Annotated in this window: 21 protein-coding genes and 2 tRNA genes; 11 read left to right on the forward strand and 12 right to left on the reverse strand. The window is 68.3% G+C overall.

The genetic code is table 11. The features are described from left to right. Positions 1-28 precede the first annotated feature (28 nt). Positions 29-985 (reverse strand): bifunctional DNA primase/polymerase, encoded by a 957-nt coding sequence (locus ACFT9I_RS12865; RefSeq protein ID WP_382563551.1) that lies wholly within the window; start codon positions 983-985, stop codon positions 29-31. A 329-nt stretch (positions 986-1,314) separates the two neighbouring features. On the opposite strand from ACFT9I_RS12865, the gene ACFT9I_RS12870 reads away from it, so the two are divergent. The 3 genes from ACFT9I_RS12870 (at position 1,315) to ACFT9I_RS12880 (ending at position 4,557) form a co-directional block, all read left to right on the forward strand. Further along, complete coding sequence (locus ACFT9I_RS12870) at positions 1,315-1,620, forward strand: hypothetical protein (RefSeq protein WP_382563553.1); 306 nt, start codon at positions 1,315-1,317, stop codon at positions 1,618-1,620. Positions 1,621-2,132: 512 nt separating this feature from the next. Further along, positions 2,133-2,744, forward strand: coding sequence for a SigE family RNA polymerase sigma factor (locus tag ACFT9I_RS12875; RefSeq protein WP_382563555.1), 612 nt, complete (start codon positions 2,133-2,135; stop codon positions 2,742-2,744). A 148-nt stretch (positions 2,745-2,892) separates the two neighbouring features. Next, positions 2,893-4,557 carry a long-chain fatty acid--CoA ligase gene (locus tag ACFT9I_RS12880; protein WP_382563556.1) on the forward strand — a complete coding sequence of 555 codons (1,665 nt, stop codon included), beginning with the start codon at positions 2,893-2,895 and terminating at the stop codon, positions 4,555-4,557. 53 nt (positions 4,558-4,610) lie between these two features. On the opposite strand, the gene ACFT9I_RS12885 is transcribed toward ACFT9I_RS12880, so the two are convergent. Together ACFT9I_RS12885 and ACFT9I_RS12890 are read right to left on the reverse strand one after the other, a co-directional pair. After that, positions 4,611-8,666, reverse strand: coding sequence for a PAS domain-containing protein (locus ACFT9I_RS12885; protein ID WP_382563557.1), 4,056 nt, complete (start codon positions 8,664-8,666; stop codon positions 4,611-4,613). A 204-nt stretch (positions 8,667-8,870) separates the two neighbouring features. Then, entirely contained in the window at positions 8,871-9,341 is a 471-nt protein-coding gene (locus ACFT9I_RS12890; RefSeq protein WP_382563559.1) for an SSI family serine proteinase inhibitor, read from the reverse strand. Positions 9,342-9,557: 216 nt separating this feature from the next. Between ACFT9I_RS12890 and ACFT9I_RS12895 the strand changes: the two genes are divergently transcribed. Both ACFT9I_RS12895 and ACFT9I_RS12900 read left to right on the forward strand, forming a co-directional pair. Further along, positions 9,558-9,648, forward strand: a tRNA-Ser gene (locus tag ACFT9I_RS12895). 175 nt (positions 9,649-9,823) lie between these two features. Further along, positions 9,824-9,896: transfer RNA gene (locus tag ACFT9I_RS12900), tRNA-Arg, on the forward strand. A gap of 227 nt (positions 9,897-10,123) precedes the next feature. On the opposite strand, the gene ACFT9I_RS12905 is transcribed toward ACFT9I_RS12900, so the two are convergent. Next, positions 10,124-10,912: a GntR family transcriptional regulator gene (locus ACFT9I_RS12905; protein WP_382563561.1), complete on the reverse strand. Its 789-nt coding sequence runs from the start codon at positions 10,910-10,912 to the stop codon at positions 10,124-10,126. Positions 10,913-11,000: 88 nt separating this feature from the next. Here ACFT9I_RS12905 and ACFT9I_RS12910 point away from each other — a divergent pair, with 88 nt between their 5' ends. The 4 genes from ACFT9I_RS12910 to ACFT9I_RS12925 are packed head-to-tail and all read left to right on the forward strand — an operon-like array spanning position 11,001 to position 12,616. Further along, positions 11,001-11,435, forward strand: coding sequence for an NUDIX hydrolase (locus tag ACFT9I_RS12910; protein WP_382563563.1), 435 nt, complete (start codon positions 11,001-11,003; stop codon positions 11,433-11,435). A gap of 46 nt (positions 11,436-11,481) precedes the next feature. Next, positions 11,482-11,910: an ATP-binding protein gene (locus ACFT9I_RS12915; protein ID WP_382563564.1), complete on the forward strand. Its 429-nt coding sequence runs from the start codon at positions 11,482-11,484 to the stop codon at positions 11,908-11,910. Beyond that, positions 11,901-12,224, forward strand: coding sequence for a hypothetical protein (locus ACFT9I_RS12920; protein ID WP_382563566.1), 324 nt, complete (start codon positions 11,901-11,903; stop codon positions 12,222-12,224). The genes ACFT9I_RS12915 and ACFT9I_RS12920 overlap by 10 nt, the downstream gene beginning before the upstream one ends. A gap of 59 nt (positions 12,225-12,283) precedes the next feature. Beyond that, on the forward strand, positions 12,284-12,616 hold the full coding sequence (locus tag ACFT9I_RS12925) for a hypothetical protein (RefSeq protein WP_382563568.1): 333 nt from the start codon (positions 12,284-12,286) through the stop codon (positions 12,614-12,616). A gap of 349 nt (positions 12,617-12,965) precedes the next feature. On the opposite strand, the gene ACFT9I_RS12930 is transcribed toward ACFT9I_RS12925, so the two are convergent. The 7 genes from ACFT9I_RS12930 to ACFT9I_RS12960 form a co-directional block, all read right to left on the reverse strand. Then, entirely contained in the window at positions 12,966-14,012 is a 1,047-nt protein-coding gene (locus tag ACFT9I_RS12930) for a hypothetical protein (RefSeq protein WP_382563570.1), read from the reverse strand. Between the two features lie 893 nt (positions 14,013-14,905). Continuing rightward, complete coding sequence (locus ACFT9I_RS12935; protein ID WP_382563572.1) at positions 14,906-15,079, reverse strand: hypothetical protein; 174 nt, start codon at positions 15,077-15,079, stop codon at positions 14,906-14,908. Further along, positions 15,076-15,264: a hypothetical protein gene (locus ACFT9I_RS12940; RefSeq protein ID WP_382563574.1), complete on the reverse strand. Its 189-nt coding sequence runs from the start codon at positions 15,262-15,264 to the stop codon at positions 15,076-15,078. The genes ACFT9I_RS12935 and ACFT9I_RS12940 overlap by 4 nt, the downstream gene beginning before the upstream one ends. Further along, the gene (locus ACFT9I_RS12945; protein ID WP_382563576.1) at positions 15,261-15,590 is read right to left on the reverse strand and encodes a hypothetical protein; all 330 of its coding nucleotides are present in this window, start codon (positions 15,588-15,590) and stop codon (positions 15,261-15,263) included. The genes ACFT9I_RS12940 and ACFT9I_RS12945 overlap by 4 nt, the downstream gene beginning before the upstream one ends. Before the next feature lie 129 nt (positions 15,591-15,719). Continuing rightward, on the reverse strand, positions 15,720-16,940 hold the full coding sequence (locus tag ACFT9I_RS12950; protein ID WP_382563577.1) for a helix-turn-helix domain-containing protein: 1,221 nt from the start codon (positions 16,938-16,940) through the stop codon (positions 15,720-15,722). Positions 16,941-17,792: 852 nt separating this feature from the next. Further along, the gene (locus tag ACFT9I_RS12955) at positions 17,793-18,533 is read right to left on the reverse strand and encodes a hypothetical protein (RefSeq protein WP_382563579.1); all 741 of its coding nucleotides are present in this window, start codon (positions 18,531-18,533) and stop codon (positions 17,793-17,795) included. 400 nt (positions 18,534-18,933) lie between these two features. Then, entirely contained in the window at positions 18,934-19,371 is a 438-nt protein-coding gene (locus ACFT9I_RS12960; RefSeq protein WP_382563581.1) for a VOC family protein, read from the reverse strand. 599 nt (positions 19,372-19,970) lie between these two features. Between ACFT9I_RS12960 and ACFT9I_RS12965 the strand changes: the two genes are divergently transcribed. Then, a complete protein-coding gene (locus ACFT9I_RS12965) occupies positions 19,971-20,306 on the forward strand; it encodes a hypothetical protein (RefSeq protein ID WP_382563583.1) in 336 nt (111 codons plus the stop codon). Between the two features lie 85 nt (positions 20,307-20,391). On the opposite strand, the gene ACFT9I_RS12970 is transcribed toward ACFT9I_RS12965, so the two are convergent. Continuing rightward, positions 20,392-20,619 (reverse strand): hypothetical protein, encoded by a 228-nt coding sequence (locus ACFT9I_RS12970; protein ID WP_382563585.1) that lies wholly within the window; start codon positions 20,617-20,619, stop codon positions 20,392-20,394. Between the two features lie 247 nt (positions 20,620-20,866). Here ACFT9I_RS12970 and ACFT9I_RS12975 point away from each other — a divergent pair, with 247 nt between their 5' ends. Continuing rightward, a complete protein-coding gene (locus ACFT9I_RS12975; RefSeq protein ID WP_382563587.1) occupies positions 20,867-21,325 on the forward strand; it encodes a hypothetical protein in 459 nt (152 codons plus the stop codon). Positions 21,326-21,374: the final 49 nt, after the last annotated feature.

The following is a 21,374-nucleotide window of genomic DNA, read 5'->3' on the forward strand; positions in this document are numbered from 1 at the left end:
CCTGTGTACGACCCTCCCGTGTACGACGCTACGCCGGGCCCGCCGTCAGGCGTGACGCCGAGGCGATCGTCGCGCGCGCCTCGTGTTCGGTCAGGCCCGTCCGTACGGCGGCGTCGACCAGCTTCTCCACCAGCGACTCGCCGAAGCCGTGCTCGTACGCCCGGCAGGCCGCCCAGAACAGCCGGGTGTTGCGCTGGCCCGCGTGTGCGGCGAGTACGAACTGCACCAGGCCGTGGCCCTGCTGCGGCCGGCCTCCCCGGTGGCCTCCCGGGCCCGCGTGGCGACCGCGCTCGGGGGGCGTGAGCAAGCGCAGCAGGGCGCGTGGGCAGGGCGCCGGGGTGAGGCCGGCCGAGCCGGGGGCGAGTCGGTACGCGCCACGGGCGGTGACGGAGCCCGGCCCCACGAGATAGCCGCCCGCGCCCCGTACGTCGATTCCCGGCGCCAGGCGGCCCGCCGAGTTGGGGACCGTGATGCCGGCCGGACCCGACAGCCAGATGTGCCGGCCGCCGCTCGGGGTGAGCACGACCACGGTCTCCGGCAGCGTGAACAGGTGTTGGAAGGCGAGTTGCTGGAGCGCGGCCACGGAGTCCGGCGTGGGGTCTGCCGTAGTCGCGGTCGTGGCCGTAGCCGCAGCCGAAGTCGTCGGCGTGACGTCCAGGTCGATGCCGACCAGGTGGTGCGGCGCCCGTCCGCAGGCGATGCCGTACCCCGTCGCCCAGGGCGCGGCGGCGAACAGTGCCCGTACGGCCGCCGGATCGGTCGTGGCGTCGTGCACGCCGTGACCGAGGCGGCCGCATTCACCTCGGCATGGATGGGCGCCTCCGCCGGGTCCCCTGCCGGGACCTGCGCCTGGCTCGTCCCGATGGGGCGAGCGCAGGGCGGGGAGCTTGCTGGAGGACAGCGGGATGACGGGGAACCCGCTCTCCGCTGCGGAGAGGGCGTATGCGAGGGCCAGGGTGGTCGTGTGCCGGGCGGTGATGGCCATGGGTCTATGTTCGCACTGTTGTTCGAAGAAGGGGAGTGGGAAAGATTGGCCGAAAGTGTGCCGAAACGCTTCACCCCTTGTGGGAGCAGGGCTGTGGCGCGATCCGTACGCGTGCATACCTACCGAACTGGCCCGTTGATGTCGGGAAGGGGGTTTATCGACATGTCCTCACGCTTGCGAGGGAATAACCCGCTCAGGGCTGGTTCGCAGGGGATTCGGTGGGCAATTCTGAGTCCGCGACGTCGAGCACAACGTCGAGGCGGTCGGCCAACTGCCCCGGCAAAAGCCGTACTTCTCGTTCAGAAGATCTCGTTCCTGGAGGAACTGACATGGCAAGCTTCCGTACCGCCCGCGTCTTCGCCGCTGTCGCCGCTCTCCCCCTCGCTGCGGCTCTCTTCACCGGCTCGGCGTCGGCCGATGACTTCGCGGACGACGGATCGAACGCCAGCGTGGCCACGATCGTGGGCAGTGGTGTGGGCGACGACAACTCCGGCAACTCGACGACGACCCAGCAGGTGGCGACCGGCGCTGGTGCGTCGAACCAGAACAACACCGCCAACGTGAACGGCTCCGGGTTCACGGTGATCGACCAGTCCAACGAGAACATCGCGGTGAACTTCGTCAATCTCTGGTGATACGCGGCCCGACGGGGGGCCTGCTGAGGGCTGAGGGGTGAGCGGCGGTCTGCGCGACGGTACTTCGGTGCCGTTGCGCAGACCGTCCTCTTTTTGCGCCCGCCGCCCGCCCCGCACCCGCCGCGCGTGCCGGCCCCCTTCCTATGGCATGCCCCCACCCCCTCTAACCCCGGGTGGACGTCCCACACCCCAGTACCATCCGCCGGTGGCCCGCCTTTCCCTCCTCACTAAGGTGTACGGCTCCGACACCCCCGTCCTCGCGTGCGCGGCCCGCACCGCTCCCACCTGCGGAGACGTCCGGAGCGCCGTTCCCACAAGGCCTCACGGCCACCACGCGACAAGGCGTCGAAGATCGACAGCGGCCCTCCGTCTCCGGGGTGGACCCTGACGAGTGTCCTCACCTCCTCCATCTTCAGGAGGTGGACCAAGCACCACTCCTACTCCCTGAGGCGGACGAAGCTTCGGGACCTGGGGCCGATCCCCTGAGATGGGCCCGCTCCTAGCGTGGAGTCATGACCACGCCCCTCTGCACGAGCGCCCCTAAGGCGGCCTCGTACTCGCCGTACCACCCCAACTCACATCCACCCGCTCATGCCCACCCGCATCAGCAGTCCCATGCGCACGCGCCGCCCTACAAGTCCTTCTCGTCGTACGTACGGGCGCGGGGGCCCGTGCTGCTGCGGACCGCTCGCTCGCTCACCGCGAATCCGAGCGACGCCGAGGACCTGTTGCAGACCGCGCTCACCAAGACGTACGTCGCCTGGGACCGGATCGAGGACCACCGTGCCCTCGACGGATACGTCCGCCGGGCGCTCGTCAACACCCGCACCTCGCAGTGGCGCAAGCGCAAGGTCGACGAGTTCGCCTGCGAGGAGCTGCCCGAGCCGACCGGTCTTCCCGCGCCCGACCCCGCCGAGGAGCAGGTGCTCCACGACGCGATGTGGCGCGCGGTGATGAAGCTGCCCGACCGGCAGCGGGCGATGGTGGTGCTGCGTTACTACGAGGACTTGAGCGAGGTCCAGACCGCCGAGGTGCTCGGGGTCTCCGTCGGCACGGTCAAGAGCGCGGTGTCACGCGCGCTGGGGAAGCTCCGCCAGGACCCGGAGCTGGTGCCCGTCCGCTGATCCGTCCTGCTCCGCACCCAGTGTTTTTCTACTCCCGGGTAGTGACATACCACGTGGTATGTGCGCAGAATCTCCGCAAAACCTTTCTGCCACGCCACGCCACGCTGCGCCGCTGCCGCGTAGCGCCAGCGCCCACCGGGAGGACGCCGTGCTGAGCACCATGCAGGACGTACCGCTGACTGTGACCCGCATCCTGCGCCACGGGATGACCATCCACGCGAAGTCGCAGGTCACCACCTGGACCGGGGAGAGTGAGCCGCAGCGCCGCAGCTTCGCCGAGATCGGCGCGCGTGCGGCACAGCTCGCCGGCGCCCTGCGCGACGAGCTCGGTGTCACGCGTGACGAGCGGGTCGCCACTCTCATGTGGAACAACTCAGACCATGTCGAGGCATACTTCGCGATCCCCTCCATGGGGTCCGTCCTCCACACGCTCAACCTCCGGCTCCCGCCGAAGCAGTTGATCTGGATCGTCAACCACGCCGCCGACCGCGTCGTCCTGGTGAACGGCTCCCTGGTGCCGCTCATCGCGCCGCTCCTCCCCCACCTGCCGACCGTCGAGCACGTCGTCGTCTCCGGCCCCGGTGACCGGGGACCGCTCGCCGAAGCCGTCGCCGGGACCGACGGCCGCGTCCAGGTGCACGAGTACGAGGACCTGATCGCCGGCCGCCCCACCACGTACGACTGGCCCGAGCTGGACGAACGCACCGCCGCCGCCATGTGTTACACCTCCGGCACCACCGGCGAGCCCAAGGGCGTCGTCTACTCGCACCGTTCGATCTATCTGCACTCCATGCAGATCAACATGGCCGAGTCGATGGGCCTGACCGACAAGGACACGACCCTTGTCGTCGTACCGCAGTTCCACGTGAACGCGTGGGGCCTGCCGCACGCCACCTTCATGACCGGCGTCGGCATGCTGATGCCCGACCGGTTCCTGCAGCCCGCCCCGCTGGCGGACATGATCGAACGCGAGAAGCCCTCGCACGCCGCCGCCGTGCCGACGATCTGGCAGGCGCTGCTCGCCGAGGTCACCGCCAGGCCGCGCGATCTGACGTCCATGGTCCGCGTCACGATCGGCGGCTCGGCCTGTCCGCCCGCGCTGATGGAGGCGTACGACAAGCTCGGCGTACGGCTCTGCCACGCCTGGGGCATGACGGAGACCTCGCCGCTCGGCACGATGTCCAACCCGCCCGCCGGTCTCACCGCCGAGGAGGAGTGGCCGTACCGCGTCACGCAGGGCCGTTTCCCCGCAGGCGTCGAAGCGCGGCTGTCCGGCCCCGGCGGAGACACGCTGCCGTGGGACAACGAGTCGGCCGGCGAGCTGGAGGTGCGCGGGCCGTGGATCGCCGCCGCCTACTACGGCGGCGCAGGCGCCGAACCGCTCAAGCCCGAGGACAAGTTCAGCGAGGACGGCTGGCTGAAGACGGGCGACGTCGGCGTCATCAGCCCCGACGGCTATCTCACCCTCACCGACCGCGCGAAGGACGTCATCAAGTCCGGCGGCGAGTGGATCTCCAGCGTGGAGCTGGAGAACGCGCTCATGGCGCACCCGGACGTCGCCGAGGCCGCCGTGGTCGCCGTGCCCGACGACAAGTGGGGCGAACGGCCGCTCGCGACAGTCGTGTTGAAGGAGGGCGCGAGCACCGACTACGCGGCGCTGAAGACCTTCCTCGCCGGGAAGATCGCCAAGTGGCAGCTGCCGGAACGCTGGTCGGTGGTGGAGTCGGTACCGAAGACGAGCGTCGGCAAGTTCGACAAGAAAGTGATCCGGAAGCAGTACGCGGACGGGGAGCTGGACGTCACGCGCCTCTAGATCATTCTCGGCGCGTTCTCGACGACACGGCACCAACTGGCTCCCTGCGAGGGTCAGTTGGTGCCGATCTTCGCGAGCAGGTCCACGATCCGCGCCTGTACGTCCTCGCTCGTGGACCGCTCGGCGAGGAAGAGCACCGTCTCCCCGGCCGAGAGCTGCGGCAGTTCCGCGCGGTCGATGCCGGTGGAGGTGTAGACGACCAGCGGCGTACGGTTCAACTGGCCGTTCGCGCGCAGCCAGTCGATGATGCCCGCGCGTCGGCGCCGTACCTGCATCAGGTCCATGACCACCAGGTTCGGCCGCATCTGGCCCGCGAGCGTGACCGCGTCGCTGTCCGTCCCCGCGCGCGCCACCTGCATGCCGCGGCGCTCCAGCGTCGCCGTGAGCGCGAGCGCGATCTCCTCGCTCTCCTCGATCAACAGCACGCGTGGCGGGTGCTGTTCGCTGTCGCGCGGCGCCAGGGCCTTGAGCAGTACGGCGGGGTCGGCGCCGTACGCCGCCTCGCGCGTCGCCTGCCCCAGCCCGGCCGTCACCAGCACCGGGACCTCGGCGGCGACGGCGGCCTGGCGCAGCGACTGGAGCGCGGTACGGGTGATGGGGCCGGTCAGCGGGTCCACGAACAGCGCCGCGGGGAAGGCGGCGATCTGCGCGTCGACCTCCTCGCGTGAGTGCACGATCACCGGGCGGTAGCCGCGGTCGCTCAGGGCCTGCTGGGTGGAGACGTCGGGAGCGGGCCAGACCAGCAGGCGGCGCGGGTTGTCCAGCGGCTCGGGCGGCAGTTCGTCGTCGACGGGCCGGGGCTGGGGCCGGTTGGCGACCTCGACCGCGCCGCCGGGGCCGTCCAGCGGCTGGGGGCCCTCGGCGCCCTCGTCCGGGGCGCCTATGGCGTAGGCGCGGCCCTCCGAGTGCGGGCCGTGGGCGAGCGGGCCGCCCTGGCCGCCGTGGGAGGGGCCGGAGGGGGACGACCCGGTGCCGTTGCCGGTGCGGGGCTCCTCGGGCTCGTGCGGGGCGGACAGCCTGCGGCGGCGGCCGGCGCCGAGGGTCTGGTTCTGCTGCTTGGTGATCTGCTGCGAGAAGGGCACGCCCTGGCCGAGCGTACGGACGCTGAAGGCTCGCCCCTGCGTGGAGTCCGCCGACATCGGCTCCTCCTCGGGCAGCGGCTGGGCGGGCGGCAGTGGCTGGGCGGCGCGGGGGTCCTGGGGGGTTCTGCCGTCGGCCGAGCCGTCGGCCGTGCCGCGGCCGTCGCTGTCACCGCTGTCACCGGTGTCGGCGTCGTCGTCCGCGTGGGCGTGCTCGGTCGCCGGTACGGCTCCGGGGACGGGCCACGAGGGCTGCCCGCCGGGCATCACGCCGACGCCGGAGGCGGTGGGCATCCCCGGCGCCCAGCTGTTGGGATCCATGTCCGGGTCCGTGTCGGGGCCCACGGGCGGGGCGCCGTTGTCGCCGGTCTCCGGCGCGGGGGCGTTCGTACGACCACGCCGTTGGTCCGTCGGAGCCGTACTCGGAGCCGTGACCGGGTGCGGCCTCAGGGGTGTGTGGTCGGCGCGCGGGTCCGACCGTGCGGAGTCGTGGCGCCCCGGCACCGACGCGTCGGGCGCCGGCGCCCGGTCGGCGTCGGCCGGCGGGAGCGCGAACTGCGCGCGGGGGGGCGCGGCATCGCCGACGGGCGCGGGCGCGGGCCGCTGCTGGGCGGGCGCCAGCGCGCGCCGGGTGCGGCGGACGGCCGGCTGCTGTTGCTGCGGTGCCGCGGCCTGAGCCGTCGCCTGTGCCGTCGCCTGCTGTTGCGGGGCCTGCCGCGGGGTTTGCTGCGGGAGCTGTGGCGGGGCCTGCTGCGGCGTGGGGGACGGGCCGGCGGGCAGGGCCGGGAGCGCGTTCTGGCCACCGCGCCGGGCACGCCGCCCCGTACCGGCCGCCGCGGCTTCCTGCTGTGCGCCGTGCGGTACGCCCTGCGGCGGTACGGCCTGGCCGAGGGCCGCGCGCCCGGTCGGATGGGAGCCCTCGGCAGCCGTCACGACCGATCCCTCGGAAGCGGCGGATGCCACGGCCTGGGGAGCGGGGGGAGCAGGGGGAGCCTGGGGGCCGGACACCGCGAGTTCGGCGCCGGGTACGACGCCGGCCGCGTTCTCCGCCGGGCTCGGCCGGCCGCGCCTGCGGCCCGTACCCCCACCGGGGGCGCCACCGCCGCTGCTCCCGCCCGAGTCCTGCGCCGGGATGAGTTCCTGCTGCCCAGGCGCCTGCGAGTCCGGACCGGGGGCCCCTTCCGTACGAGCCCTGCGCCGCCCCGTGGGCTCCCCGGGCTCCTCGCCCGCAGCCCCCAGGAACGCGTCCGTTGACGCGCGCCGCGCACGCCGCCGCCCACCGCCGCCGGACCGGCCGGAACCACCGGTCGACCCCGGCGCCTCCTCCTGCTGAACCGGCGCCTGGCTCTCCTCGGGCGTGGGCGGATGGAACGTCCCCGACCCGTCCCCGAGCGGCACTTCGAGCACGTACGCGCTGCCGCCCATGCCCGGCATCTCGTGCGTCTGCAACACCCCGCCGTGCGCCCGTACGATCCCCCGCACGATCGGCTCGTGCACCGGATCGCCGCCCGCGAACGGTCCGCGCACCTCGATCCGTACGACATCCCCGCGCTGCGCCGCCGCGACCACGATCGTCGAGTCGACGTAGGCGCCGCCCGGCACCGCCCGCGTCCGGCCGGTCGAGTCGACGCCCGCCACGTCGGCCGTGAGATGCGCGAGCGCCGTCGCCAGCCGTACGGGGTCGACCTCCGCCTCGATGGGCGGCGCGTGCACCGCGAACTGCGCCCGGCCGGGGCCGATCAGCTCGATCGCACCCTCGACACCGGCCGCCACGACTCCGTCGAGCAGCACCTTGACCTTGGTCAGCTGCTCCAGACCCTCGTCGAGCCGCTGGTAGCCGAGGACGTTGTCCACGAGCGTCGTCATCCGGGCGTAGCCGGCCGACAGGTGGTGCAGCATCTGGTTGGCCTCGGGCCACAGTTGGCCGGCCGGGTCGGCGGCGAGCGTCGACAGCTCACCGCGCAGCTCCTCCAGCGGGCCGCGCAGCGCGCCGCCCAGCACGGCCGCCAGCTGGTGGTGGCGGCGGGCCGTGTTGTCGTACCGCTCCGCAAGCTCCTCGATCTCGGCCGCGTACCGGTCGCTGCGGTCGGCGAGTTCGGCGGTGTGCCGCTCGACGGCCTCGGCGAGTTCCGTCTCGTGGCGCTCGATCGTCTCCGCCAGCTCCGTCGCGTGCCGCTCGGCCGCCTCGCTGGCCTCGGTCGCGTGCGTCTCGACCAGTTCCTCGTACGGACGCCGGTCGGTGAACGTCATCACCGCGCCGACGAGCTGCTCCCCGTCCCGTACGGGCGCGGTGGTCAGGTCGACCGGCACCTGCTTGCCGTTCTTCGCCCACAGCACCTGCCCCCGCACGCGGTGCTTGCGGCCCGACTTGAGGGTGTCGGCGAGGGGGGAGTCCTCGTACGGGAACGGCTCGCCGTCACCGCGCGAGTGCAGGATCAGCGGGTGCAGCTCCTGGCCGCCCAGATCGCTGGCCCGGAAGCCGAGGATCTGCGCGGCGGCGGGGTTGACGAGTACGACGCGGCCGTCGGTGTCCGTACCGACCACGCCCTCGGCGGCGGCCCGCAGGATCATCTCGGTCTGCCGCTGCGAACGCGCCAGCTCCGCCTCGGTGTCGACGGTCCCGGACAGATCGCGGACGACGAGCATCAGCAACTCGTCGCCGGTGTAGTTGTGCAGGTCGTTGTAGGCCTGGGCCTGCTGGCCGTCCTCCAGGTTGGCGCTGGTGACCTCGACGGGGAACTCGCTGCCGTCCGTACGCCGCGCGATCATCCGGGTCGGCTTCGTACGGCCCCGCTCGTCGGAAGCCTCGGGCCGGCGCATCGAACCGGGGATCAGGCGCGGGTCGAACTCCGGCAGGAGATCGAGCAGACCGCGCCCGACCAGGGCCGTACCAGGGGTTTCGAAGGTTTCGAGGGCGATGGTGTTGGCGTTGACGACGGTGCCGTTGCTGTTGACGAGCACCAACCCGTCGGGGAGTGCGTCAAGTATCGCCGCGAGGCGAGCAGCGCCTCGGGATGGCCTGCTGCTCACGACGACGCTTCCTCCCTGAACCACTGCACCTTGCGGACGGCCGGTCCCATCTTGCCCCTCTGAGTCTCAGCCTGTCACTGGAGGGAGTCTAAGGGCTGGGGGCATGGCGGCGCGGCGGATGAGGGGGAGCTCTCACCAAGGTTGTGTGCACACCCCGTACGCACCCCCCTCGTGCGCCCCTGCCACCCCCGCCACCCTCGCGGCTCAGCCCCGCGCGGCGGGGAGCACGGGGACGAGGTTCTGCCAGCGGGAGATCTCGCACCCGTTCTTACGGCTGAACGTCGCGTCGACGCTGCGCCCCTGCCACGTCCCGGTGACCCGGGCGGTGGCGGGCCCGCCCATCTGCATGGTGCACATCTGCCCCTTGGGCACCGGCGCGAAGGGGTCCTTCTCCTCCCCGGCCAGCTCGTCCAGCCGCGCACACGCGGACGTGGACTCGGGGTGCGTACCGCCGGCGGGCCCGCAGCGCAGCTCGTATGTGCCGTCGGCGCGCGTGATGTTGGTGTCGACGACGGTCACGGTGAGCCGGTCCTGCTCCCGCTCCTGGAGCAGCGACGACAACGGCAGCGGCGCGAGATCGAGCGGCCCGGCGACGGCGGTGGGCGTGAAGGCGGCCACGGCGACGAGCGAGGCGGCGAAGGCGGCGGGGGCGACGAGGGAGAAACGACGCGACATGGGAGCTCCTGACGGCAGACGATTCCGAGGGGCCCGACGGTGCGCGCCCGGCATCACTAACGCGCGTGAGGCCCAGTCGTTGCGCACCGGCGAGGGGCGCGAAGAAGCGCTTTGCCCTGCGGGCTTCCCGCCTAGTACCGTGGGCGGCGATTGGTGACACCGCGCTCGGCTGTGTCATCATCTGACACGCACCACCCGCGCCCGCGCGGGTGTGCTGGAGGCGTCGCCTAGTCCGGTCTATGGCGCCGCACTGCTAATGCGGTTTGGGACTTAAATCCCATCGAGGGTTCAAATCCCTCCGCCTCCGCTCACCACCCACCGAAGCCCCGTCCACCAGGCCGGGGCTTCGGCCGTTGCCGGCCACTGTTTCGGGGAGTTTCCGCAGCTCAGCCCAGGTCCGGCTAATGGATTTCACGTGACGCCGCAGGTCATGTAATGTTGTTCTCGCAACGCGGACGGGCCCGAAAAGCCCAGCACGACAAGCACTCGTAGCTTAACGGATAGAGCATCTGACTACGGATCAGAAGGTTGCAGGTTCGAATCCTGCCGAGTGCACAGCAGCTCAGAGGCCCCATCGAGGAATCGATGGGGCCTCTGGCGTTGAGCCGTACAGCAGCGAAGTACAGCAACTTCGCGCATGAGAGCAGACAAGCCCGCGACACCGGCCGACGGCTGAGTTGGGCACCTCGTTCTCGAACGGTAGGACGGGCGTGGGGCACCCGAGTCTCAAGAAGTGCCCTGGCCCGAGGCCCGGTCAGCATCCCGTGCACATCCAGCTCCCCCTACGTAGCGGGCAGTTGGTAGTTCAGCACGTACGCGTCTGCGGCCATGACCGTGTCGCACACCTCCACGGCGCGGCCTTTGGTGTCGAAGGCGGTGCGGATCAGGTGGATCACGGGCACTCCGGAGGCGAGCCGAAGCGTCTTCACTTCTGGAGGGGAAGGCATGCGGGCCCGGATCTCTTCCTCGAAGTGGTCGAGCGTGTGGCCCAGTTCTTCCAGTCGGGCGTAGATGCCGCCGGGGCCGGGATCGGGCTGGGCAATGGGGGTGTTGCGGGCCAGGTCGAGCGGGAGGTAGGAGATGGCGAACTCGACGGGACGGCCGTCCAGCAGGTATCGGCGGCGCCTGGCCAGGACGCGCCGAGGTGCGCCGAGCCGAGCGGAGATGTCCGGGGTCGGGCGCTCTTCCTTGACCTCCAGGTTGTCCACCTCTGGGCGGCTGCCGGCGGCGTCGGCCTCCACGATGAAGGCGGACTTCCCTTGCTCGCGATGGCGCCGTGCGAACCGGTCGGATGCCAGGCGGCGTACCGGGGGCCGGGGCCGGACGAAGACCCCCTTGCCATGCTCGGACGAGACCAGTCCCTCGCTCTGGAGCATGGAAAGCGCGTTGCGCACGGTCATACGGGACACGCTGAAGTGCTCGACCAGCTCCGACTCCGAGGGCAGCTTGGAACTCTCGGCGAAACGTCCCTTGTCGATGGCTTCCCGCAGCTGGTCGGCGATCTGCCGGAAGACAGCTCGGTCACTGGTCGGGTCCAGCGAGCCGAGCAGACCGGGAGTAAGAGCGGCCATATGTACTCCTTTAGATATCTAGACAAGCAGCTGAGTCCCGTTGCTACGGTGAGAGCCTAGTCAGCCAACCGGACGAGGACTGCCGAACGTGACCACCGCCGAACGTCCCCACTCCGTAAGCGTCGCCGGGGTGATCGTGGACGACCACGGTCGCGCCCTGCTGATCAAACGACGCGACAACGGGCACTGGGAACCGCCCGGCGGCGTGGTCGAGGCCGGCGAAACCCTCCCCGAAGCCCTCCAGCGGGAAGTCCTGGAGGAAACCGGCATCAAGATCGCCCTTCCGGCGACCCTGACCGGCGTCTACAAGAACATGACGGGCCTGATCGTCTCGCTCGTCTTCCGCTGCCGGGCCATCGACGGCCAGCCCACCACGGGCGACGAGACCAAAGCGCTGCGCTGGGTCACTCGCGACGAGGCGGCTGAGCTGGCTGACGAGGCGTACGCGGTTCGTGTACTCGACGCCCTGGACGCGATGTCCCCCGCCGCTGTACGTGCCCACGACGGCGTGAAACTCATCTAGCACTGAACAACGGTCCATGGCCGCCCACCAGCGTAAAGGAACTTGTATGCACGAGTATATGAGCAAGGTCCGAGTCTGGGGACTGACATGCCCTGGTCTCCGCGAAGAGGTCGGCCGGGCGCGGCGGTGGACCCGCGACATCCTTGGCGGCCACCCCAGGGCGGACGACGTGACGCTCATCGTGAGCGAGCTGGGCACCAACGCACTCCTCTACACGGCCAGCGGCGAGGAGAACGGCGCCTTCCAGGTCACGCTCGCGCTCTCGGACCACGTGATTGCGGTGTCCGTCACCGACGCCGGAGGCAGTGTTACGGCCCCCGAGGTGGAGCACGCGGAGAAGGAAGCACTGCGCGGCCGGGGCCTCGACATCGTCAGCTCGCTGGCCCACAACGTCAGCATCCACGGCACCGGCCAGGGCTTCACCGTCACCGCGGAACTCATCTCCCACCACCCCAGCAGCCGGCCATGGCGATGACCGGCGTGCGCGAGACCGACTACTGGTGCGAGGCCACCGCGCACACGACCGCCTTTTACCCCGTTCTCCACCTCGGCGGCCGTTGCACGAGCAGTCCACGACTCGCGGTCCGATGGATACGGGACAGGGTCCGGGACGCCACGGACCAACTCGACCGGCACTATGCCGCCCCTGGACGCCACTGGTTCCTGGACGAGCCCGAACACGAGCGAGCCCGGTCAGCGCTTGCCCAGGGCGAGGCGTACGTCTTCAGGCTCTACGGCGACACGACGTGCTACATGCTCTCGGCCCGCCCCACGGGACGGACACGATGACCCGCCCAACGCCTGTGCTCCTACGCGGCTACCGATGCGAATGCCACACGAGCCATCCCATGAACGGCGACGCCACCACGCTTCTCGGCTCGGTCGATGTGGAGACCGCGCTCCAGGCGGTCCGCTGGATCAGAGTTGCCCTGCGTACTCTCTCGCCGGCCCTCAACTCCGAGGCGTTCGAAGAAGTGTGGCAATGGCTGTCGGAAGATCACCACGACGCGCTCCAGGCCCTCGTCCAAGGCGAGCCCATCACTCTCACACTCCAGCAGGGCCCCACAACGATCCAATGGACCGCCCGGCCGGCCCAGTTCCTCAAACTCACCACCCGCCAGGGCGTCTACTCCCCAGCCTGCACTAAGGAGTACGGCAGCACCGCCCAACAGCATGAGTAACAACCTTCTCTACGATCTCAAGGCGCCTCGCTCCGCTCGCCGCGCGCTCCCCGGCTCCCCGTCGGGTCCCGCCGCTCCTGTCTCCGCCCCGCTCCGGGCCCCGGCTACGCCGGTCGTGCGGACTGGAGAGCGAACGCCTTTGGTGCGGAAAAGCCCTCTGTGGCTGGGGCGGTCGGCTCCACGGCTTTAGGCAGCCACTTTGGGGCGAGCCTCTAAGATCATGGCCCCTACGTCGTGCTTTAACGGGCAGCCTCACAGACTGCCCGACTCGCCGGAAGCTTAAGGGGCCATGATCACTCACCCCAAAGCAGCTCCCGCCCAAAGCCGCTCCGCCGACCTTGGGTTCGTATCAGAAGCGCCCCAATGGTGCTGCTTTTCTGGCTCGATCCTGAAGCTCCCATTTCATCCCCCGAGTTACGCATTCGAGGGCACTTCGCGTGAACACGTCATGCAGCGGGCGCACTCTGAACCTGTGTGCAGGCAAGGGTAATCCGCGCTTCTCAAGTTCGTTAAATGCCTTCACTTTCCCATCCTCGTGCCGCAACGGATTGCGAACCTTATGAATCAGGCCGAAATTAGCCAGTAAAAGGTGGGATTCATACACATCGCGAGACATGCCGTAATCGCGCGTGCGGCCGAGTCCAGCACAGTAGACGCCTGACTCCTGATGCTCGGTAGGGTTGCGTCGCTGCAGGTGCAAGAGAGTGAAGTAGACGTGTATCTCTGAGGGGGTTAGGCAGTACACCCACCCCTCGGTGAAGAAGCTACTCGGGATGCCAACCGTGGCGTACGTGGTATGCGGGATCGAGTACTCGTAGGAGTCACCGCCTCCCGGAACGCCCGACTCATGCAGGGGGATGATTCGTGCGGGTCCTCGTTTTGGGTCCGGGACCACTTTAACTAGGCCTTCTTCCTGCAGCCGGTTAAAGGCGGACTTGATCTGCCTCAGCTTGTTTTGCCTTGCCGTGGTGCGGGATTTTCCGTGCGAGTTATCAACGGCCCGAGATACTACGATCTTATCCCAAGAGACCTCCTCGGGATCTTCGGGAAATAGCGGGATCTCTGACGGGCCTGAAATTCCAACTCTTTTCCTGCACTGGGCCTCGAATAGTAGCAATAGGTAGACCTGAAGGTTCACGCCTTTCGGGGCGGAGACTTTGCTAATTGATGGCCTTCGCCCCTTCCTTCCGTGGAATAGATCAGTGCGAATCCTGATCATGTATGGCTTCACGCCGCCGCCTTGCAAGGTGGCCAGCTCTTGACTTGCCGTTGCTACCTGAGCTCTAAGCGTCTCTAGCCTTCTCAGCCGTTCAGTCAGGCGACTGACGTTCCTAGACGTCACGTCTCCCCCTTCGTTCGACCCTTTGGCCCGCACGTTGATGATCGACAGATTCATGCTGACCAGCCTCAATGGGCCCAGGTTGCGCCTGGCCTCAGATCCTCATGCGGGCTGAAGGGTCACCACCGCACCTACGACCCTTAGGCCCGCACGCTGGATTCAGGGCATCCTCGCGTGACCTGCCCTTTCATGCGTGGAGAAGATGGGCCCGTGGGGTCATGCGGGCCAAAGGGTACTGCGCTCCCGGGCTGGTCGCGGGCGGAAGTGCTGGAAAGTAGCGAGCGGCCCCCGTGGCACCGGAGGCCGCTCAACACCATCGTCACGCGTCATGAAGAGGTGCTCTCATGAATGTACGTCCCATAGGCGTCCGATCCCAGGCTTCGCTTCGTCTGCGTATGGGCGGGCTGGGGGCGCTTGGAGCTCTGACAGCTGGAGCGGTTTGGCTTGCCCCAAGCCTCGCCAGTCCACTGACCACCGCTTCCGCTGTGTTGGCCGCTGTCGTTTCAGCAGCACACATGATGCGCCGCAAGTTTGCGGCCACGGAGGAGGCCGATGTGCAGGAAGAATAGGGAGCGCACCCGGCACCGGCGTACAGCAGCGCTGTACCGCAACTACAGCAACCCGCAACGCCCAGTGGTGGCCGTCAGGTGGTCATCAGCGGCCTGTATGACTGCTGCTGACCGCTTCCGCTGGAGCTACGGATCAGAAGGTTGCAGGTTCGAATCCTGTCGAGTGCACAGCAGGCCGGAGGCCCCATCGAGGAATCGATGGGGCCTCCGGCGTGTGCCTTGACGGCAGCAGTTGACGGCAACCGTTCCGGCGCGGCGCCGGCGATTCCGCTCGGGCTGAGAGCCCTCTGCATCACGGAGGCGACCGGCCCTACACCGCAATGCACCCCCCAGGCACGGCCGCGAGTACGAACAGTGACCGGAATGTGCGGCCGATGGCGGTCATCGTGGACCCCATCCGATCGCGTCGCGGAGGTCGCGGACGGTCTTGAGCAGCCCGGCGGCGACGGCGCAGTATGCGTGGAGAGTCGCGCAAGAGGAGCAGTTCCGGGAGTGATCGAGGTAGGCGTTCCACGCCTTCTCTTCCTGGACTTCGAGTTCCTGGACGAGGGTCATTCGAGCCCCAGGGCGCGCTTCGCGTCCTCGTGGGTCCACGCGATGGTGGCCCCCGGACCGCAGCTGACGCCTGGTGTCCGGCACGGGACGCACTTCATCTGGTGGGTCTCCAGATCGAGGGCCGACCGTTCCATGGTGTCCTCAAGCGCCGCCCGCTCCGCAGGCCCGATCTCTGGGGCATTCACGCGTCCACCCCTGCCAACTCGCGAGCTTCGCGCCACTCTTTGGCCAGCTCGTCACCGCGCTTGCAGAAGACTCCGACCGCCCGGCATCCGCAGACCTCCAAGTGCGCCGTGTACCGGCCGTGGGCCTCGTTCGCCGCGTACTCCAGGAAGCCGGCCACGCTCATCTTCACGACGACCGTGATCCGGGCGTCCAACGCACCCTGCGCCATCACCGGCAGACCCTGCTTCTGGAACCCCTCACGGCGCTCCAGCGCTCTGCCGATCTCCGCCTCCGCTCTTCTGCTGAGCACGGTTTCCGCACGTCCCGTGCGGCTGAGTTTCCGCATGTCGATTGCTCCCTGGTTGAGCGGTCGGCAGTCCCCGGACCGTGTAGCGCGGTTCGGGGACGCTTGCTTGACCAGGCTTTCGACATGCCGGCGGCAGAGACAGGGACGCAACGTCCCACTTTCACGACGCTATTCGGTGACTCCCAGGAACTCGGCCAACGGCCGTAGTCCCGGGGGGTGGTTGGGCAGCGACCAGAGGTCGCGCACGATGGCCACCGCAAGGGTGTGGTGGCGTATCCACTCAGGAGCCACGCGCTTCAGGGACTCCAGAGTCTTCACCGCGCCGGCGGCGTCTCCGATGTCCGTGTGCGCCCGTGCTACGTCGAGCAGCAGCCACGTTCGCCAGGACGGTGGTGTGTCCTTGCTCAGACGCATGCCCTTGGCCAGCGCGAGGGCGTCTTTGGGGTGCCCGTACTGAACGGCCAGGCGGACGCGCTCGATACGGACCGACGACGGGCTGAAGACGCTGATCATGCGGTTGTCGTCACCGGCCGGGAGCTTGGAGACGCGTGCGGCTTCCTTCTCCGCCGTCTCCATCATCGATGCCGCACGGTCGTAGTCGCGGCTCCGTGCCGCTGAGGTGGCGGCGCTCATGGTGAGGGCGCCCCAGACTTTCAGCCCGTCCGCGGTATCGATGTGGCCGGCCGCCTTCATATCGTCAGCAGCACGGTTGGCGACGTACAGCGCGTCGTCCAGGCGCCCTTGGCGTTGGTACGCCCACGCCGTGGAGTTGACGATCATCGGTAGGAGCAGCGGGTCGGAGGACTGCCCCGCCGCCTCTATCGCCCGTTCCAGGCTCGTCAGGGCGAGGTCGGTCGTTCCCATGCGGATAGCGACGTGGCCACCGAGCTGGAGCACCTTGCCCAAGGCCGCGAACCCGGCCGCGCGGTCGTCGTCGGTGCCGGAGACCGACGCGGAACGTGCTTCTTGGATCAGGTCGGGAAGCGCCTTCATCACGACGTCGAACTCTGCGGCGTGGTACTGCGACCAGCCGTCCGCGATCTGCTCGCGCAGGCGTTCCAGGGAGAAGTCCGGGCCTACCGGCGACGGTGGCGGCCCCCACAGCGGGGGCATGATCGCGCGGCGTACCGCCACGAGACGTGGGCCGTTGGCCTCACCGGTCGTGGCGACCGCGGGAGGGTCCCCGAGGAGCGTGGTCAGCTCCACCCCAAGTCCGTTCGCGAGGGCATGCAGCGTGGGGAGGCGGGCCGAGTGCTTCCGCCCCTGTTCGAGCTGCCGGACCACGTCCACGGAGACACCGGAACGCTCCGCGAGATCTTCCTGCGTGAGATCGGCCAGCCGGCGCAGGCGCCGAAGCGTCTTCCCAAGGTTCTGTTCGCTCGCTACCACGCTGCCACGCTACGCCGCGATGGTGAGGGAATTCCGCCTTCTCCCGAAGGGAGGAAGGAGGCGCGGCGCTGTTTCAGAAGCCAATTGCCATCATGGCTGCTGGCCCAACCGAGAGTCAGCAGCCATCCGTGGCGATGAACGGCGTTGACGGAGCAGTCCACGACTCGCTGTCCAATGGGACCGGCACACGCCGCTTCTGGACGTCACTGGGTCATAGACAGCCCCGATCAACGCTCGACCAGGGCGAGTTGCCCACCTTCAGTGGTCCACGACGTGCTACATGCTCTCGGCCCGCCACGCAGGACGGACACGATGAACGGGCCAAGGCCGTGCTTATGTACGGCTACCAGTGCGAATGCCACACGAACCGTCCCGCGAAGGGCGATGCCACCGCGCTGCTCGACTCGGCCAACACGGAGACCGCGCCCCAGGCTCACGACCCGCCAGGACACCAACTCCCCAGCCTGCACAGAGGAGTACACCAAGCCCCGCCACCAGCGTGAGTAACAACTTTCTCTACGATCTCAAGGCGCCTCGCTCCGCTCACCGCGCGCTCCCCGGCTCCCCGCCGGGTCCCGCCGCTCCTGTCTCCGCCCCGCTCCGGTCCCCGGCTACGCCGGTCGCGCGACAGAAGCGAACGCCAGTGGGGGAGAGAAGCCCTCTGTGGCTGGGACGGTCGGCTCCACGGCTTTAGGCAGCCACCATGGGGCGAGCCTCGAAGATCGGGGGCCCACATCGGGCTATTGCGGGCAGGTCCAGAGACTGCCCGAGTCGCGGGAAGCTTACGGGCCCCCGATCTCTCGCCCCATGGCAGCTCCTGCCCAAAGCCGCTATGCCGACCTAGTTCCGCGGCTATTCCATCACGCTCAGTGCCGCCTTCAAAAAAGGTTGCGCCGAGACCCAATCTGCCGAGTGGCCGCAGACGTAATATCTCCCATCCTCTTTGACGTACAGGGGAGTATCTTGACCCTTGTACTTCAACGCCAGGGCGGGCATGGTCCGGAACTCCATCCAGCCGGGAAGTGAGGAATCAGAAAGCTGCTCCGGGGCGAAATTTCCTCGAAGGTCGATCCTGAGTGGATTGTAGGTGATATCGCACGATCCTCGCGCACGTCCCCAAATGAAGTCCATATCTGCGATCGGCTCCAAAAGTGGAGACGTCGCCTTTAGGAACCACCATACGACCTCGCGATAGTCCTCGCATTCATCCAGCGAGGGCGGGTCGGCTCCGTCATGCTCAACTGCGTTGCGTAGGCGATTCATCCGTCGCAGCATTCGCTGACGAACGGCCCCCCATCCTTCAAGTACACCCAGCCATCCATGTGTTTTAGCGTGCGGGTATTGCTTGAATCCGTAGATTACGTCTAGGTGCTCCAGGCGCGTCTGCATTGACCTCTTTAGTGCGAGGACTGCATCGATCAGGTCGTACCTATTTTGATGGGTGTCAAGGCGATACTCGGCATGCTGCAAGGACTCCTGCGCGCGCGCCTTCATTGCTGCATCGTCAGCACTGAGCCCGGTGCCGCCGAATCCGTCGACGACGAGTTCACCGAGGTCGCCGTCAAGCCACCACGTGTGCTTGCTTTTCGCCACGCCAGCACTCTAAGCGCCACGGCTTGTGTTCGACTGGGATTTTCCCGCGCTCGCGGCTGCGCGGTACAGCAGCTTTGTACCGCAACCACAGCAACCGCCCCCGTCCGGTAGCGTCCCTGTGGGCCCTCGAAGCGACCGGTATGGACGTCGCTGACCGATCCGGCTAGAGCTACGGATCAGAAGGTTGCAGGTTCGAATCCTGCCGAGTGCACAGCAGGCGAGAGGCCCCGGACGGCAAGTCCGGGGCCTCTCGCGTTGGGCCGTGCGGCGGCGAATGGCGGCAACCAGTCTCATTCGGGACAGGTTGTAACGTTGCGAGCGAGGAGCGAGCTGCACGTGTGCCGGGTGTCCGCAGTGGGATGACTCGACGGCCGGCCCGGCGAGGTTCGGGTTCTCCTTCTCAGTGCAGTTGTTCGGCCAGTCCGACGATGATGCCGTCCGGGCCGCGGAGGTAGCAGAGCAGATAGCTGTCCTCGAACCGGGCGATCTCGCCGAGGAGTTCGGCGCCGTGCGGGCGCAGGCGGGCGACGGTGTCCTCGATGTCGTCGACGGCGAACATGACGCGGTGCGTGCCCAGAATGTTGTGCGGCGGGTTGTGCGGTCCGCTGGTCGCGGCGGGGCTGCGGTACTTCGCCAGTTCGAGTCGGCTGTGACCGTCCGGGGTCCGGACCATCGCGATGTCGCAGTGGACGCCCTCGAGCCCGGTGCACTGGTCGGCGAAGAGGCCCTTGACCTCTGCCCTGCCCTCCAGCTCCATGCCGAGTTCCACGAAGAACGCGATGGCGGCGTCCATGTCCTCGACGACGATGCCGACGTTGTCCATCCGCTGAATCGCCATGCTGGTTTCTCCTTCTTCCTGGTGTGGCCGGAAGTGGCCACTGCTGTCCCTGGGACGGAGCCGATGGCACGTTCTCGACATCCGCAGTCCGCCGAACTTCGAAAGATGTGGATCGCGCCTCAGGTGATTCATCCGGATGTTGCAGGTTCGACCCCTGGCATGTGCCGTGTCGGCGGCTGGTGCGCTCGGGTGGCGGGGAGGAACTCGCACTGCTGGTACCTGCCCTGGGTGCCGCAGGCCGCCATGCCTTCCGCGCTCAGGTACCCGCCGTTGGCAAGGTTCTTGATCGTGAGCCGCCCGGTGTCCATCGCCTGCGCGGGTGCGGGGAGCGAGCGTCGTATGACTGTTCCGATCTGAAGTGAGTTGCTTGGACGGCCCGCATTCAAACGCGGTCGGGTCCGCCACACCGCGCATTACCCCACCGGTGGGCCCCGACCCCACGGACGGCCCGTAGACGCTCTGCGCTCGCGGCTGCACCGGCGGCCGTACACCCGCGTTCGCGAAACGGCTCAGCTGTCTGCTCAACGCCTCCGCATGACGGCAGACGCAGGGGGATACGGCGCCGAGCCGGTGTCAGAGGCTGGTGAGATCGTGTGCGGATGGACCTGTCCTCTGATCTCCCCGAGTCGATGGTGTCGGAGCAGGCCGTCATCGCCCGCTACCGCTTGAGTGGTGATCGGTTCGGTTCGCCGGCTGAGCGTGGATTGGTCTTCGAAGCTTCGCGGGTGATGTCGGCCGAGGTCGAGAAGTGGGGAGTCGGTGAGGTCGACGGGAACGAGTTCGGTGCCGGCGAGGTCACGGTGTACGCCTACGGGCCGGATGCCCAAGCGCTCTTCGGGGTCATGGAGCCGATCCTCCGTAGCCTGCCGATGCGGCCGGCCCACGTCGTGTTGCGTCAAGGGAGCCCGGAGACGGAAACCTGTGTGGATCTGTGACTGCGGTACAGCGGCGAAGTGCAGCAACGTCAGCAGGCCGTAACTGACCGAGAAGGGGGCAGGCCAGGGGCGTTGGGGCGTATGGTCAGGCGCCCCATGACGTGACGTGGGCGCGTAAGTACTCGGCGAGTTCGGGCGGCTGGAGGTCGAGCGCTGCCAGGGCCGAGACCGTCAGGGGGATCCGGATCGGTGAGAAGTCCCCTACGTCGGGGTCGTCCAGCTCAGGGCCGTTGCGGCGATTTGGGTTCATGGTCAGGACGTCGGCGCGGAAGTAGTGCCGGACGACGGTGATCTTGGCGCCGGACTCTGTCATGGTCAGGAACTCGGTGGCTGGGCCGATGGTGGCGCCGATCTCCTCCAGGACTTAGCGGCGTAAGGCCGTTTCGAGATTCGCGTCGTCGGGTTCGTAGTAGGTGGATCCGCCCGGCCAGCCCCGGCGCAGGAACACCAGGTGATCGTCATCGAGTAGAACCGCGCGAACATTGCGCCGTATCTTCACGGGCGTGACGATAGTGCGTCCGGCGGCGGGCCGGCCCTGAGCGTGTTGATGGAGTGATGTCGTGGCCTCGCAGCGCCGCCTGGTCGATCTGCCGGTGAGCTTCGCGCGGCCGGTCGAGTTGTTCGCGTACATCATCGGGCACAGTCAGCTGCTGCTCAGAGGGCGGCAGGACAGCGGGCCGGGGTACTCGACAACGCTGGAAGTGGTCTTCAAGGACGTCCGCGCCCTGTCGGTGCTGGACGGCTACCCGGCGTTGACCATTCGCCTGGCGTCCGGCGAAGAGGAGCGGGAACTGCGTGAGGTCGTCCCGGGGCCCTGGCGTGGGGATCGGGCCTTTGTGCTGGGGGAGCGGTTGTTGGGTGGGTTTGTTGTCGCCGGGGCCGTGTACTGGGGGGAGTCCTCCGCTGCGGAGAGTTATCGCAGCTTTCTTGTTCCGGAGTATCAACTGCCGCAGCTCGACATGGACTCGCCCCGTCCCGCCGGGCCCCGGATCATCTACAGCCCCTACCCACCGCACTGACACAGAGCTCGGGACGATGTCGAAAAAGCCCGCGTGGCTTCGACGTCTC

This window comes from Streptomyces sp. NPDC057137 (genome assembly GCF_042670825.1).
Classification (GTDB): domain Bacteria; phylum Actinomycetota; class Actinomycetes; order Streptomycetales; family Streptomycetaceae; genus Streptomyces.